Origin of the sequence: Streptomyces sp. SID12488 (assembly GCF_010548275.1) — a bacterium.
Taxonomy (GTDB): Bacteria; Actinomycetota; Actinomycetes; order Streptomycetales; family Streptomycetaceae; genus Streptomyces.
On sequence record NZ_JAAGLT010000007.1, the window covers coordinates 129963 to 144632 of the forward strand.

Below are 14670 nucleotides of genomic sequence, written 5' to 3' on the forward strand. Positions count from 1 at the left end.
TGCCCAGGTATGTGGTCATGTGTGGTGATGAGTCATGTCGCCCGCGTGTGACCTTCGCTCCATGGGGTCGTCCGCGGTGTCCTCCGTCCGGTAAGAAGGTTCCTTACACCCCTCATCAGGGACTCAGGGCGCGTGTGCGGCGCGCCCGTCGCGTTCGTGCCCGTGCGCATCACTCACCGGGGCCTTGCGCGGTGCCCGCCCACCCCTCACCAGGAGTGGCCACCCTCAAACCGTGAAGACCTAAGGGGTACAACAAAGTGGCAGCGGAGATCGTCAATCCTCGCAGCGACATCGACACCGGCAGTGATGCCGATGAGTTCGACCCGGCGTTCGCCCTGCACCGGGGCGGCAAGATGGCCGTGCAGGCCACCGTGCCGATCCGGAACAAGGACGATCTGTCCCTCGCGTACACACCCGGTGTGGCCCGGGTGTGCACCGCCATCGCCGAGCAGCCCGACCTCGTCAACGACTACACGTGGAAGTCGAACGTCGTCGCGGTCGTGACGGACGGTACGGCCGTCCTCGGACTCGGTGACATCGGTCCCGAGGCATCCCTCCCGGTGATGGAGGGCAAGGCGATCCTGTTCAAGCAGTTCGGCGGCGTGGACGCGGTTCCGATCGCGCTGGCCTGCACGGGAGTGGACGAGATCATCGAGACGGTGGTCCGGCTCGCGCCGTCCTTCGGTGGGATCAACCTGGAGGACATCTCGGCCCCGCGGTGCTTCGAGATCGAGCGGCGGCTCCAGGAGCAGCTGGACATCCCCGTCTTCCACGACGACCAGCACGGCACGGCGGTCGTGACACTGGCGGCCCTGCGCAACGCGGCGCGGCTCACCGGGCGGGAGCTCGGGGAGCTGCGGGGCGTGATCTCGGGCGCGGGCGCGGCGGGCGTCGCCATCGCGAAGTTCCTCCTTGAGGCGGGGCTCGGCGATGTCGCCGTCGCCGACCGCAAGGGCGTCGTCTCGGTGGACCGGGACGACCTCACGCCGGTCAAGCGCGAGCTGGCCGAGCTGACGAACAGGGCCGGGCTGAAGGGGTCGCTGGAGAGCGCTCTGGCGGGCGCCGACGTCTTCATCGGTGTCTCCGGCGGTACGGTCCCGGAGGCGGCGGTGGCTTCCATGGCCAAGGACGCGTTCGTGTTCGCGATGGCCAACCCGGACCCCGAAGTGCACCCCGACGTGGCGCACAAGTACGCGGCGGTCGTCGCGACCGGGCGCTCGGACTTCCCGAACCAGATCAACAACGTGCTGGCGTTCCCGGGGATCTTCGCGGGGGCGCTGCAGGTGCGGGCTTCGCGGATCACGGAGGGGATGAAGATCGCGGCGGCGGACGCGCTCGCGGCTGTCGTGGGTGAGGATCTGGCCGCCGACTACGTGATTCCGTCGCCGTTCGACCCGCGGGTCGCTCCGGCGGTGACCGCGGCGGTCGCCGCGGCGGCTCGGGCGGAGGGTGTCGCTCGCCGCTGAGGCTGGTGTTCGGCGGTGGCCCTGTCCCGTCCCATCCCGTTCCTGGGGGCTGCGCCCCCAGACCCCCCTTCGGCCCTGAAGGGGCCTCGTCCTCAATCGCCGGACGGGCTAAAAATCAGCTCGTCCGGCGATTGAGCGGGTAAGGGCGGCGGCGAAATCAACAGGGCGTGTGTCACAGTGCCGCCTCGTTCCCCCGGCCCGGCCGGGCCCCTATCGTCAAGGTCATGTTCGCTGCCTACGCCGCCCGCATCGACCCCGACCACCCGCTCGACGGGCTGGAGTTGGGCGACCGTCCAGCGCCCGAGTCGCGCCCGGGCTGGACGACGATCGATGTCAGGGCCGCCTCGCTCAACCACCACGACCTCTGGTCCCTGCGCGGGGTCGGACTCCCCGAGGACCGGCTGCCGATGATCCTCGGCTGCGACGCCGCCGGCGTCGACGCGGACGGCAACGAGGTCGTCCTGCACTCCGTCATCGGCCAGACCGGCCACGGCGTCGGACCCGAGGAACCCCGTTCCATCCTCACCGAGCGCTACCAGGGCGCCTTCGCCGAGCAGGTCGCGGTACCAGCGTGGAACGTCCTGCCCAAGCCCAAGGAGCTCTCCTTCGAGGAGGCCGCCTGTCTGCCCACCGCCTGGCTGACGGCGTACCGCATGCTCTTCACCAACGCGGGTGTACGCCCCGGCGACTCCGTGCTCGTGCAGGGCGCCGGCGGCGGTGTCGCGACCGCCGCGATCGTGCTCGGCAAGGCGGCGGGCCTCCGCGTCTTCGCCACCAGCCGGGACGAGGCCAAGCGGAAGCGGGCGCTGGAGCTGGGCGCCGTCGAGGCGGTGGAGTCCGGGGCGCGGCTGCCGCAGCGCGTGGACGCCGTGATCGAGACGGTCGGGGCGGCTACCTGGTCGCACTCGGTCAAGTCACTGCGGCCCGGCGGCACCATCGTCATCTCGGGCGCCACCAGCGGCGACCGCCCCTCGCACGCCGAACTGACCCGCATCTTCTTCCTCGAACTCAAGGTCGTCGGCTCCACGATGGGCACGAAGGACGAGCTGGAGGACCTGCTGTCGTTCTGCGCCGCCACCGGCGTACGTCCCGTCATCGACGAGGTGCTCCCGCTGGACCGGGCCCGCGAGGGCTTCGAACGCCTTGAGTCCGGTGACCTGTTCGGCAAGATCGTCCTCACCACCTCCTGACTCCACCACTTCCTGACCCCCACCACCTCCTGACCTCCACCACGTACGTCTCGCTGCGGCGGGCCCGGGTTTCTTCCGGGCCCGCCGTCTGTGTGTTCGCGGCATCCTGTGCGTCAACTAGGGTTGACAGCGCCCATGTGTCAACCTAAGTTGACATCATGACCGAAGCAACAGATCTCGCCGAGCGCGCGGGTGACCGCGATCCGCGGATCGGGCTGCGGGCCGTCTCCGCGCTGCGGAAGCTGGTCGAGCAGCTGGAGTCCGTGCAGGTGCGCAGTGCGCGCAATCAGGGCTGGTCGTGGCAGGAGATCGCCGCGGAACTCGGTGTCAGCAGGCAGGCCGTCCACAAGAAACACGGGAGGCAGTGATGTTCGAACGGTTCACGAGCGATGCGCGCGAAGTGGTGCGGGGTGCCGCCGAGCACGCCGAACGCGTCGGCAGCCGGTCCGTCGACGCCGAGCACCTGCTGCTCGCGCTGCTCGCGCTGCTCGACCGGGAGGCCGGTCGAGCCTCCTTCGCGCTGGCCTCGCTCGGCCTCACCGACCGCAAGGAGTCGGTGAAGGGTGCTCTGGGCGACGCCCGGCGTCGCGCCGGGCTGTCCCAGGCCGAGGCCGATGCCCTCGCCGGGCTCGGAATCGACGTCTCCGACATCGTCTCCCGGGTCGAGGAGGTGCACGGCGTCGGCGCGATGTCCGGCGTCCGGCGGGACAGAGGGTGGTTGTCGGGGCGCCGCCCCTTCGGCCGGGGTGCCAAGGATGTGCTGGTGGGGTGCCTGCGCATCGCGGTGGCCCACAGCGACCGCCGGATCGGCGACGAGCACATCCTCCTCGCCCTCACGGCCCGCCCAGGCGTACCGGCAGAGGTCCTCGCCGATCAGGGAGTCACATACGAGGCCCTGAGCCGGGTGCTGTACAGCGAGGGCGAGGCGAAGGCGGGCTGAGGCGGCGGGCCGAGGTGGCGGGTTGAGGCGGGGTTCGGGGTGGGGTGGCGTCCCGCCAGGTGGTTGAGCCGATCGACTGTGCGGAGCGCGCAGGCAGGCGCCGCGCCGTGACGGTTCGGGTCACCCGTGGTGCCGGCGGCAGGTCGGCCGGGCGCGGAGCGGGAGCCGTGCCCCATGGGCGGTCGGCACGCGGCTCACCGGAACGCGTCGAGTGAGGTTGCCCGCACCATGTGGCGGGACACGACCCGGGTTGGAGCCCCGCACCTCGGCTGTGCCCCCTCTCACGCCTTCGGCGTCCGCAGCGCCGCCTCCACCAGTGCCGCCGCCGCTGACAAGTGGCCGCGGATCTCGTGGAGCTGGGGTTCCGTGACGCGGTGGTCGCGGGCCGAGTCGCGGATGCCGTCCCGGAAGCGGTCGAGGAGGCGGTCCAGGTCTCTGGCCGGGTCGCCGGTGGAGTCCTCGTGGGCCCAGGACGGTTCGTAGCCGGCCGGGAAGTCCGGGGGAGTGTCCGTGTACTGCGGACGCTCCGGTTCCGGTGCCGTGGCGGTCGTGGTGCCGCCGGGGCGGGGGAAGCCGAAGTCCTTGCCCAGGCCCTGGCCGATGTCCTTGCCGAGGTTCTTGCCGAAGTCCTTCCCGAACTCGCCGAACTCCTTGGCCAGTTCGGTCAGGCCCTCCCGGACCCCCGTCGGCCAGTCGCCCCTGCTGAAGTGGTCCTGGACCTGTTCCTGGACGCGTTTGGCGATGCGCTGCACCTCCTCCTGGGCCTGCGCGCGGGCGTTGTCCTGGGCCTCCTTGGCCTGGCGCCTGGCCCGCTGCGCCTCCTCGCGGGCCCGGCGGCTCTCGTCCTTCGCGCGCCGGGCCTGCTCCTTCCACTCCTGCTTGGCGCGTCGCATCTCCTCCTTCGCGACGCGCCACGCCTCCTTGTCGCCGGCGTCCGCGTGCTCCCCGTACTCACCGTGGTCCCCGAACGGGGTGCTCCGCGCGGCTCCGGAGGCTCCGCGGGCCTCGCTCGCCGCCGCGCGCACCTCCCGGCGCAGGTCGCCCGCCGCGCCCCGGACGTCAGCCCGGATCTCGGCGGCGAGCTCGGCGACCGAGTCACGGATCTCCAGTTCCAGGTCGGCCAACTCGCCGCTGCGGTCGGCCAGTTCGGCGCGGCCCGCGTCCGTGATGGCGTACACCTTGCGGCCGCCCTCGGTGGTGTGTGTGACCAGGCCCTCGGTCTGCAGTTTGGCCAGGCGGGGGTACACGGTGCCCGCCGACGGCGCGTACAGCCCCTGGAAGCGTTCCTCCAGGAGGCGGATCACCTCGTAGCCGTGGCGGGGGGCCTCGTCCAGCAGCTTCAGCAGGTAGAGGCGGAGGCGGCCGTGGGCGAAGACGGGAGGCATGTCAGAGCACCTTCTTGTTCGTCGTGCCGGAAGTGTCCCCGGGGGCGGAGTCGGCCGGTTCGTCCTCCGGTTGGGGGCGTCGGAGCAGGGCGATCGAGCCGGAGACCGTCGTAGCCCGGAGCTTGCCGGTGCCCGCGCCCAGGCGGCCCGTGACGCGGTGGGCGCCCCACTGGCCGTGGACGCGGAGGTCGTCGAAGGCGCTCGAGATCCTGCCGCTCGCCGTGTTGGCCTCCACCTCGGCGTCCGCCGGATGCGGGAGCCGGATGGCGATCTCGCCCGAGACGTTCGTCAGCTGCACGTCCGTCGGGCCCTCCGGGTCGAGGTCGACGATCATGGAGCCGCTCACCGACTCCGCGCGCACCGAGGGGCCGGAGCCCTCCACGACGGTCAGGTCGCCGGAGACGGAGTTGAAGCGCAGATCACCCGTGACCGCCTGGGCCTCCAGGCTGCCCGAGACGGTGTCGGCGCGGACCGGCCCGGAGAGGCCGACGAGTGTCGTGTCGCCGGTGACGCCCTTCACCACCGTCGGCCCGGCGACCCCCGAGACGAACGCGGCGGCGCCGACCACACCCACCTCGACGCGCGCGGCAGCCGGGACGGTCAGGGACACCACCGCGGAGCGGCGCCAGCTCTTGCGGTCCAGCCACTTGAGGAAGCCCTTCCAGGGCAGGTCCTCGTACGCCACCGTCAGCACGCCGTCCTCCTGGGTCACCACCAGGGGTGGGCCCTCGATCTCGGTGACCTCCAGACGGGCGGAACTCTCCTCCGTGCCCACCACGTTCACCGTTCCGTTGACGATGCGTACGTGCAGGCCCGTGATCGGCTCGGCGAACGCGAGGTTGCCGGGCTCTTTGACGGACCACTCGGACGTGGATGTGGTGGACATGGTGCGGACCCCCTAGGTGAACGGACGGGTTGACGAACGGCAGGCCGACGACCGGGTACGTCACGACACGCCATATCGCGTCTTCCGTTATTCACGATATATCGCGGACACGGAAAGTCAAGACACCTGGACCGGAGCCGCTCGCCGCGCCCGCTCGCTCATTTGCTCGTCACGCGTCGTCCTCGTCGTCGTCCAGCCGCGCCAGCCAGGTGGCCAGACGCTCCACCGGCACCTCGAAGTCGGGATTGAGGTCGACGAAGGCCCGCAGCTGCTCGGCGAGCCACTCGAAGGTGACCTCCTCCTCGCCGCGCCGCTTGGCCAGTTCTTCGATGCCTCGGTCGGTGAAGTACACGGATGTTCTCCTGGGGACTGCTGTGTCTGGTGGGACTGCTGGGACTGTTGGTGAAGGCTATGCGCACGTATCCGGGGCCCTGATGACGAAGGGCCCGGCACCGGATCTCTCCGGTGCCGGGCCCCCGTACATCAGCCCTGTTCGGCCGAGGCCGGTCGAGCCTTACGCCTCGAACACCTCGCGCAGCAGCTGCTCCTGCTCCGCCTGGTGACGCTTCGCCGAACCCACTGCCGGGGACGAGCCGGCCGGGCGCGAGATGCGCCGCAGACGCTCGCCGTGCGGGATGTCCGCGCCGACCGCGAGGTCCAGGTGGTCGATCAGGTTGAGGGCGATGAAGGGCCACGCGCCCTGGTTCGCCGGCTCCTCCTGCGCCCACAGGTACTTCTCGGCGTTCGGGTACTTGGCGATCTCCGCCTGGAGTTCCGCACCCGGGAGCGGGTACAGGCGCTCGATGCGGATGATCGCCGTGTCCGTGTTGCCGCGCTTCTTCCGCTCGGCCTCAAGGTCGTAGTACAGCTTGCCGGCGCAGAAGACGACCCTGCGGACGTCGGCCGGGGCGGCGGACTCGTCGCCGATGACCGGGCGGAACGCGCCCGTCGTGAACTCCTCCGCCTTCGACGCCGCCGCCTTGAGACGCAGCATCGACTTCGGGGTGAAGACCACCAGCGGCTTGTGGTGCGGGTTGTGCACCTGCCACCGCAGGAGGTGGAAGTAGTTCGACGGCAGCGTTGGCTGCGCGACCATCATGTTGTTCTGGGCACAGAGCTGGAGGAACCGCTCGATGCGGGCCGAGGAGTGGTCCGGGCCCTGGCCCTCGTGACCGTGGGGGAGGAGCAGGGTGACGCCGGACGTCTGGCCCCACTTCTGTTCCGCGGCCGAGATGTACTCGTCCACCACCGTCTGCGCGCCGTTGACGAAGTCGCCGAACTGCGCCTCCCACATCACGAGCGCGTCGGGGCGGGCCAGCGAGTAGCCGTACTCGAAGCCCATGACCGCGTACTCGGAGAGCAGGGAGTCGTAGACGTTCAGGCGGGCCTGGTCGTCCGACAGGTACTGGAGCGGGGTGTAGTCCTCACCGGTGACCCGGTCGATCAGGACCGCGTGACGCTGGCCGAAGGTGCCGCGCCGGGAGTCCTGGCCCGAGAGGCGCACCGGGGTGCCCTCCAGGAGCAGGGAGCCGATCGCGAGCGTCTCGCCCATGCCCCAGTCGATCGTGTCGTCCTCGATCATCGCCGCCCGGCGCTGCAACTGAGGGATCAGCCGCGGGTGGACGGTGACGTGGTCGGGGATGTTGACCTGGGACTCGGCGATGCGCTTGATGACCTCCTGGGAGACCGCGGTCTCCACGGCCACCGGGAACTCGGCCCGGGGGTCGCCGACATGGGCCTCGGCCGGCGCGGAGATGGCCTCGCGGACCTCCGTGAAGACCTTCTCCAACTGGCCCTGGAAGTCCTGCAGCGCCTGTTCGGCCTCTTCGAGGGTGATGTCGCCGCGACCGATGAGGGACTCGGTGTAGAGCTTGCGCACCGAGCGCTTCTTGTCGATCAGGTCGTACATCAGGGGCTGCGTGAACGCCGGGTTGTCGGACTCGTTGTGACCGCGGCGGCGGTAGCAGATGAGGTCGATGACGACGTCCTTGTTGAACGCCTGGCGGAACTCGAAGGCCAGGCGAGCGACGCGGACGACGGCCTCGGGGTCGTCGCCGTTCACATGGAAGATCGGCGCCTCGATCATGCGGGCGACGTCGGTCGCGTACATGGAGGAGCGCGACGACTCCGGGGCGGCGGTGAAGCCGACCTGGTTGTTGATGACGATGTGGACCGTGCCACCGGTGCGGTAGCCGCGCAGCTGGGACATGTTGAGCGTCTCGGCCACCACGCCCTGGCCCGCGAAGGCCGCGTCACCGTGCAGGGCGACCGGCAGGACCGTGAAGTCCGTGCCGCCCTTGTTGATGATGTCCTGCTTGGCGCGGGCGATACCCTCGATGACCGGGTCGACCGTCTCCAGGTGGGACGGGTTGGCGGCCAGCGAGACGTTGATCTGCTCGCCGTCGAGGCCCGTGAACACGCCCCGGGCGCCCAGGTGGTACTTCACGTCGCCGGAGCCGTGCATCGACTTCGGGTCGAGGTTGCCCTCGAACTCCCGGAAGATCTGGGCGTACGACTTGCCGACGATGTTCGCGAGCACGTTCAGCCGGCCGCGGTGGGCCATGCCGATGACGACCTCGTCGAGGCGCGACTCGGCCGCCGAGTCGATCACGGCGTCCAGGAGCGGGATGACGGACTCGCCGCCCTCCAGCGAGAAGCGCTTCTGGCCGACGTACTTCGTCTGCAGGAAGGTCTCGAAGGCCTCCGCCGCGTTCAGCTGGCGCAGGATGCGCAGCTGCTCCTCGCGCTCCGGCTTGCTGTGCGGGCGCTCGATGCGGTCCTGGATCCACTTGCGCTGCTTGGGGTCCTGGATGTGCATGAACTCGACGCCGGTGGTGCGGCAGTACGAGTCGCGGAGCACGCCGAGGATGTCGCGCAGCTTCATCAGGGACTTGCCCGAGAAGCCGCCGACGGCGAACTCGCGCTCCAGGTCCCAGAGGGTGAGCCCGTGTTCGGTGATGTCCAGGTCGGGGTGCTTGCGCTGGCGGTACTCCAGCGGGTCGGTGTCGGCCATGACGTGGCCGCGGACCCGGTAGGAGTGGATCAGCTCGAAGACGCGGGCGGGCTTGGTGACGTCGTCGTCGTGCGAGGCGTCGATGTCCTTGAGCCAGCGCACCGGCTCGTAGGGGATGCGCAGCGCCTCGAAGATCTCGTCGTAGAAGCCGGCCTCGCCGAGCAGGTAGTTCGCGACGACGCGCAGGAACTCGCCGGAGGCGGCGCCCTGGATGACCCGGTGGTCGTAGGTCGACGTGAGCGTCATGACCTTGGAGATGCCGAGCTTGTTCAGGGTGTCCTGGGACGTGCCCTGGAACTCCGCCGGGTAGTCCATGGAACCGACGCCCATGATGACCGACTGACCGGGCATCAGACGCGGCACCGAGTGGACGGTGCCGAGGCCGCCGGGGTTGGTCAGGGAGACCGTGACACCGGTGAAGTCGTCCATCGTCAACTTGCCCTCGCGGGCGCGGCGGACGATGTCCTCGTAGGCCTGCCAGAACTCGAAGAAGTTCAGCGACTCGGCCTTCTTGATGCCGGCCACGACGAGCTGGCGGTCGCCGTTGGGCTTCACCAGGTCGATGGCCAGGCCGAAGTTGACGTGCGCCGGCTTGACCAGGGTCGGCTTGCCGTCCTTCTCCGCGAAGGAGTAGTTCATCGACGGCATGGCCTTGATGGCCTGCACCATCGCGTAGCCGATGAGGTGGGTGAAGGAGATCTTCCCGCCCCGGGCACGCTTCAGGTGGTTGTTGATGACGATGCGGTTGTCGAAGAGCAGCTTCACCGGGACCGCGCGCACGGACGTGGCCGTGGGCACCTCGATCGAGGCGTTCATGTTCTTCGCCACGGCCGCGGACGGGCCGCGCAGGGTCACGAACTCCGGGCCGTCCGCGGCCTGGGCTGCGGGAACGGCCTTGGGCTTCGCGGCGACCGGCGCGGGCGCCGCGGCGGGCTTCACCGCGGCGGGCTTCGCGGCCGGAGCGGCCGCGGCGGGCCGGGGAGTGGCCTCCGGAGCCGGCGCCGGTACGGCCGGGGTCACGGGAGCCACGGGTGCGGCAGGAGCCGCTGGGGCGGTCGTGGTGGTCTCTGCGGCCCCCGCGGCCGCAGTACCCGCCGGAGCCGTCGAGGCGGCGGGCGCCCCGGGCTTGTAGTCGGCGAAGAAGTCCCACCAGGCTCGGTCTACCGAATTCGGGTCCTGGAGGTACTGCTGATAGATCTCGTCGACGAGCCACTCGTTGGGGCCGAACGCTGCCGCAGGGTTACCTGCGGGTTCGTCGGTCGAGATGCTCGATGAGTTACTGGGGGACTGTGCAGACACGGCGGCAACCGCCCTCTTCCGCTTCACAAGGTGATGGACAGCGGGAATTAAGGCTACGCCCCCGTGGCCGAAAGGTCAGTCCGGGTCCGTTCATCGTCGTGTAAGTCACATCGAGAATCGGGTTTCGGGGGGTGAAATGGCGGGAAACAAGCGGGGTTCCGGTCCGAAAGAGACACGTGAAGGAAGCCCAAATTGTCGGCAGGGCGCACCAAATGCGCGGGCCTGTGAGCAATCACACGTGTCCACGCGCGTCCGTCAGCGCGGATGCCAGGTGGATCTTGCGGCTCCGTTTCGAACTTTACGTCAACTTGGTACGGATGACTCTCCCGGAAGAGTGACCAAAATCCGGCAACCCCGCTCGGATTCGGCCACACCGATCCGGCCGCCGTGCAGATCGACCGCCCAGCGGGCGATGGCCAGCCCGAGGCCCGTACCGCCGTCGCTGCCCGGGCCGTGCGGCGCGCTGACGCCGCCGCGGTTGAACCGCTCGAAGACCCGGTGCCACTCCGAGCGCGGGATGCCGGGGCCCTCGTCCAGGATCTCCAGCTCCAGCGACTCGGTCAGCGTCCCGCGCCGGGCCTTCACCGTGACCCGGCCGTGCGCGGGGCTGTGCTTGACCGCGTTGTCGATCAGGTTGGCGACGACCTGGTGGAGGCGCTCCGGGTCGGCGTGCGCGACCAGTTCGGGCGGGTTGACGTCGAGGTGCAGATGGACGTCGTTACGGGTGTGACCGCCGGAGCCCGACGCGATGCCCGCGCGCGTGGAGGCGAGCATGTTGGCTTCCTTGAGCACACCGGAGAGGTACGGCCAGACCTCGAACCGGCGCTTGCGCAGCGGCACGACCCCGTTGTCGAGCCGGGAGAGGTCCAGCAGGGTCTCCACCAGCCGCCCGAGGCGCTCGGTCTGCTTGAGCGCCGTACGCATGGTCTCCGGATCGGCGGCCGAGACCCCGTCCACGACGTTCTCCAGCACGGCGCGCAGCCCCGCGATGGGGGTGCGCAGCTCGTGCGAGACGTTCGCCACCAGCTCCTTGCGCTGACGGTCCTGGGCCTCCAGCTCGTCGGCCATGACGTTGATCGTCTGGGCCAGGTCGCCCAGTTCGTCCCAGCGGTTCTCGCGTACCCGGCGCGTGTAGTCGCCGTGCGAGATGGAGCGGGCCACCGCGTTCATGTCGTCCAGCGGCGCGGTGAGCGAATGGGCCACGAACTGCGTGATCAGCAGAGTGGCGATCATCGAGAAGACCGTGATGAAGCGGAGCTCCGTCTTGGTGTGCACCGCGATCATCGACAGACCGGTGGTGATCAGAACCGAGACGACGACCAGTGCGCCCAGCTTGGTCTTGATCGAGAACGGGCGTACGCCGCCCCAGGGCTCCCCGGGGCTCCTCCGTGCGACCGGCCGCCCGAGGTTCATGGCGTCGGTGTCTCCAGTGCGTAGCCGACCCCGTGCACCGTACGGATCCGCTCGGCGCCGATCTTCCGGCGCAGCGCCTTGATGTGGCTGTCGACGGTGCGGGTGCCGGAGGCGTCCGCCCAGTCCCACACCTCGGCGAGCAGCTGCTCGCGGGAGAGGACGGCGCGGGGGGTGTTGGCGAGACAGACGAGCAGGTCGAACTCGGTGGGCGTGAGATGCACGTCCTCGGAGCGCACCCGCACCCGTCGCTGCGCGTGGTCGATCTCCAGCTCGCCGAGCCGCAGGATGCCGGAGCGCGGTGTCGACGCGGCGATGGCGGCCCGCTCCACCCTGCGCAGCAGCACATGCACCCGCGCGGCCAGCTCACGCATGGAGAAGGGCTTCGTCATGTAGTCGTCGGCGCCGACCCCGAGCCCGACCAGCATGTCGGTCTCGTCGTCGCGCGCGGTGAGCATCATGACGGGCACGGCCCGCTGGGCCTGTACCCGCCTGCATACTTCCAGCCCGTCGAACCCGGGCAGCATGATGTCGAGGATCAGCAGATCGGGCTGCCAGGCCTCGGCGGTGTCGACGGCGGCCGGCCCGTCGCCAGCGGTCTGCACGAGAAATCCCTCGGCGCGCAGACGGGCCGCGATGGCGTCGACGATCGTCGGGTCGTCCTCGACCACGAGTACCCGGCGCTGGGCGCCGGGAGTCGCCGTCGCGCCGTTCTGGGAGGTGTGTGTCTGCTCCATCGCCCGTCCCTGAAGTGTGCTTTCCGGAACCAGTGGGGTGGTTCCTTGGCTGCGCTTGTCCGCGCATGACTGCGATTGACGCACGACTGATCGGATGAGTGATCGGCGTCAGGGGAGCAGAGTACGGGCAGTCACCGTGGGGGGTCTATCCAGGTCTGATGGCGAGATGGACGACGTCCGGGACTCCCCGGGCAACCTGGATCTCTTCGGTGCGTACTGACCGGAATCCGGCATTCCGTAGAGTTCCCTCGAATTTCCGGGAGGGGTGCGCGGACCACACCGCGAGCACCCCGTCCGGCCTCAACACCTTTGCGCGGCTTGCCAGTCCGGCCTGCGAATACAGGCTCCGGTTGTCCTCCGTGACGGGCCGGCCGGGGCCGTTGTCGACGTCGAGACGCAGCGCATCAAATGTGGCGGAGGTCTCATTGACGTATCTCGCGAGATCGGCTGCGACGAGCTGGGTACGCGGGTCGGTGAGGGCGTCGGAGGACAACGGGGCGAGCGGCCCGTTCCGATGCCGTCCGATGATCGCCGGTTCACGTTCGGCAACAGTGATGCCGCCCCAGCGGGGTCGGATGGGGCGTGGCGGCACCTTGGCGCAGCGTGGATCGGATGAGCCCGGGCTTCACGAAGCCTGTCGGCTTGCTGTGAATCGGCCGAGGGGTGGTGCGGGTCACAGACAAGGGCGTGGGTGGAGGCGAAGGGTGGGGCGAAACGGAAGGAGCGCCTCACCGTGGACCGGACCGATGCGAAGGGTGACGTGACGACGGGCTCCCCGACGCCCTCGGGCGCGTCCGTCGCGGAGGGCGTACGGCTGCTGGACGGGATGCCGAGGCAGCGGGGACCGGCGGAAACCCTGTCCGCGCGGCCCGTGGCGCCTGAGGCGGCTGCGCCCGGCAGGCGGGTCCTCCGCCCGTGGCACCTTCTCCCCACTCCCACCGCGACCCCGTTCACCTTCACGTTCGTGGCCGTCCTCCTGGTCACGGCCTTCGCCGCCGAGCACGCGGACCCCGCCCTCGTGCACGCCCTCCACCAGGGCTCCAGCACCGACGTCTCCCATCTCATGCGGACGCCCGTGTTCGTGCTGGCCGCCAGCGCGCTGTGGGTCGTGGGCGGCGTGACATCGCCGTACGCCGTTGTCCTCCTCCTTGTCCTTACCGCGCTGGAGCGGCGGATCGGCGGGCTGCGTACCGCCGTGGTGTTCGCGCTCGGTCATGTGCTGGCCACGCTCGCTACCGAGGTCCCGGTGGGGCTCGCGGTGCTGGTGGGGTGGCTGCCCGCGAGTTCCCTGCACCGGCTCGACTACGGGGTCAGTTTCGGGGTCGCGGCGGGCGTGGGCGCCTTGGCGGGGTTGCTGAGGCCCTGGCTGGGGTGGCCGTTGCTGCTGGTGTTCGGCGGGACGCTGGTGCAGGACCTGATCGCCTACACCGACCCGATGACCAACTGGGGACATGTGACGGCGCTGGCCATCGGGGTCGCCACCTGGCCCTGGGTGCGGCGGTGGCGGCGGGCCTAGGGCCTTCCGGTCGGCGTCCCGACGAACTTCGCGCTTGTCAGCGGCGCCTCGACCTGCCAGCCCAGCGCCTCGTACAGCGCCCGTCCGTCCGGAGTTCCCGCCAGTACGCCTCTCTCCGCGCCCTGCGCGACGGCCTCCTGGGTGAGGGTGCGCATCACGAAGGAGCCCAGGCCCCGGCGCTGGTGCGCGGGGGAGGTCGCCACCTGGTCGACGACCGCGGTTCGGCCCGTCGGGGCGAGCTGGCCGCGCGCCGCCCAGGAGCCGTCGGGTGCCGCGAGCAGGACGCGGGTCACGCCGCCGCGCGTCCACACGCGTACCCGGTAGCCGTCGGGGACGGCCGGCGGCTCCGACGCGGTCAGCGGGACCGACATCAGCCAGCCCGGCTCGGGAGCGACCCACCAGCCCTCGCCGAGCCAGTCGGCGACCGTCGCCGGGTCCTCGAACACCTTGAGCCACACGCCCGCCCCGGTCACCGCGTCGGCCACCTTCCGGACGGTCCGCTCCTCGACGTCGTCGTTCACCGAGTGGAGGACGTGCCGGGTGACCTGCTCGGCCGTGCCCACGTCGATCGTGTAGCCCCAGGGCTCGACCAGCGGCGGCGACGCCCCGCGCGAGACCACCCAGCCGTCGACCCAGGCCCGCACGGTTCCGTCCACGCCAACTCCTCGAGTAATGGTCAGTAATGGTTAAAATGCAGTAATGGATGTTACGTCCAGACTGTATGCGCAGGTCCGGCCGTCGCGGCAGAGGTGATCGCTCACGGCGAACACGGGATGGGGAACAACCGGCCGTCGCCAAGCATTGAGTCGGCATAGCTCAACTTGAGTG

12 protein-coding genes and 1 pseudogene are annotated in these 14670 nt (G+C 70.0%); 5 read left to right on the forward strand and 8 right to left on the reverse strand.

Annotated features, from left to right (window positions below; genetic code table 11):
• Positions 1-257: 257 nt before the first annotated feature.
• The 4 genes from G3I56_RS14010 (at position 258) to G3I56_RS14025 (ending at position 3596) form a co-directional block, all read left to right on the forward strand.
• Complete coding sequence (locus G3I56_RS14010; protein WP_164409282.1) at positions 258-1466, forward strand: NADP-dependent malic enzyme; 1209 nt, start codon at positions 258-260, stop codon at positions 1464-1466.
• A gap of 224 nt (positions 1467-1690) precedes the next feature.
• Positions 1691-2656 carry a zinc-binding dehydrogenase gene (locus G3I56_RS14015; protein WP_164409283.1) on the forward strand — a complete coding sequence of 322 codons (966 nt, stop codon included), beginning with the start codon at positions 1691-1693 and terminating at the stop codon, positions 2654-2656.
• 158 nt (positions 2657-2814) lie between these two features.
• Positions 2815-3024: a helix-turn-helix domain-containing protein gene (locus G3I56_RS14020; protein ID WP_044474098.1), complete on the forward strand. Its 210-nt coding sequence runs from the start codon at positions 2815-2817 to the stop codon at positions 3022-3024.
• Entirely contained in the window at positions 3024-3596 is a 573-nt protein-coding gene (locus G3I56_RS14025; RefSeq protein WP_164409284.1) for a Clp protease N-terminal domain-containing protein, read from the forward strand. Before G3I56_RS14020 ends, G3I56_RS14025 begins: the two co-directional genes overlap by 1 nt.
• Positions 3597-3877: 281 nt before the next feature.
• Here the strand turns inward: G3I56_RS14025 and G3I56_RS14030 are convergent, their stop codons facing one another.
• The 7 genes and pseudogenes from G3I56_RS14030 to G3I56_RS14060 form a co-directional block, all read right to left on the reverse strand.
• On the reverse strand, positions 3878-4981 hold the full coding sequence (locus G3I56_RS14030; RefSeq protein WP_164409285.1) for a helix-turn-helix transcriptional regulator: 1104 nt from the start codon (positions 4979-4981) through the stop codon (positions 3878-3880).
• 1 nt (position 4982) lies between these two features.
• The gene (locus G3I56_RS14035; RefSeq protein ID WP_164409286.1) at positions 4983-5867 is read right to left on the reverse strand and encodes a DUF4097 family beta strand repeat-containing protein; all 885 of its coding nucleotides are present in this window, start codon (positions 5865-5867) and stop codon (positions 4983-4985) included.
• A 169-nt stretch (positions 5868-6036) separates the two neighbouring features.
• Positions 6037-6219 carry a DUF6104 family protein gene (locus tag G3I56_RS14040; protein WP_164409287.1) on the reverse strand — a complete coding sequence of 61 codons (183 nt, stop codon included), beginning with the start codon at positions 6217-6219 and terminating at the stop codon, positions 6037-6039.
• 162 nt (positions 6220-6381) lie between these two features.
• Positions 6382-10179: a multifunctional oxoglutarate decarboxylase/oxoglutarate dehydrogenase thiamine pyrophosphate-binding subunit/dihydrolipoyllysine-residue succinyltransferase subunit gene (locus tag G3I56_RS14045; RefSeq protein WP_164409288.1), complete on the reverse strand. Its 3798-nt coding sequence runs from the start codon at positions 10177-10179 to the stop codon at positions 6382-6384.
• Positions 10180-10482: 303 nt separating this feature from the next.
• Positions 10483-11592 (reverse strand): HAMP domain-containing sensor histidine kinase, encoded by a 1110-nt coding sequence (locus G3I56_RS14050; protein WP_164409289.1) that lies wholly within the window; start codon positions 11590-11592, stop codon positions 10483-10485.
• Positions 11589-12326: a response regulator transcription factor gene (locus G3I56_RS14055; RefSeq protein ID WP_164409290.1), complete on the reverse strand. Its 738-nt coding sequence runs from the start codon at positions 12324-12326 to the stop codon at positions 11589-11591. The genes G3I56_RS14050 and G3I56_RS14055 overlap by 4 nt, the downstream gene beginning before the upstream one ends.
• Positions 12327-12471: 145 nt before the next feature.
• Positions 12472-12897, reverse strand: a pseudogene (locus tag G3I56_RS14060) (spermidine synthase); the annotation flags it as partial.
• Between the two features lie 162 nt (positions 12898-13059).
• On the opposite strand from G3I56_RS14060, the gene G3I56_RS14065 reads away from it, so the two are divergent.
• Positions 13060-13842 carry a rhomboid-like protein gene (locus G3I56_RS14065; protein WP_164409291.1) on the forward strand — a complete coding sequence of 261 codons (783 nt, stop codon included), beginning with the start codon at positions 13060-13062 and terminating at the stop codon, positions 13840-13842.
• Here the strand turns inward: G3I56_RS14065 and G3I56_RS14070 are convergent.
• Positions 13839-14498 (reverse strand): GNAT family N-acetyltransferase, encoded by a 660-nt coding sequence (locus G3I56_RS14070; RefSeq protein ID WP_164409292.1) that lies wholly within the window; start codon positions 14496-14498, stop codon positions 13839-13841. The genes G3I56_RS14065 and G3I56_RS14070 overlap by 4 nt on opposite strands.
• Positions 14499-14670: the final 172 nt, after the last annotated feature.

Excerpts from the sequence above, each read along its gene's own strand:
- G3I56_RS14055 (WP_164409290.1), bottom strand. The coding sequence starts at position 12,326 with ATGGAGCAGACACACACCTCCCAGAACGGCGCGACGGCGACTCCCGGC.
- G3I56_RS14015 (WP_164409283.1), top strand. The coding sequence starts at position 1,691 with ATGTTCGCTGCCTACGCCGCCCGCATCGACCCCGACCACCCGCTCGAC.
- G3I56_RS14030 (WP_164409285.1), bottom strand. The coding sequence starts at position 4,981 with ATGCCTCCCGTCTTCGCCCACGGCCGCCTCCGCCTCTACCTGCTGAAG.
- G3I56_RS14050 (WP_164409289.1), bottom strand. The coding sequence starts at position 11,592 with ATGAACCTCGGGCGGCCGGTCGCACGGAGGAGCCCCGGGGAGCCCTGG.
- G3I56_RS14025 (WP_164409284.1), top strand. The coding sequence starts at position 3,024 with ATGTTCGAACGGTTCACGAGCGATGCGCGCGAAGTGGTGCGGGGTGCC.
- G3I56_RS14035 (WP_164409286.1), bottom strand. The coding sequence starts at position 5,867 with ATGTCCACCACATCCACGTCCGAGTGGTCCGTCAAAGAGCCCGGCAAC.
- G3I56_RS14020 (WP_044474098.1), top strand. The coding sequence starts at position 2,815 with ATGACCGAAGCAACAGATCTCGCCGAGCGCGCGGGTGACCGCGATCCG.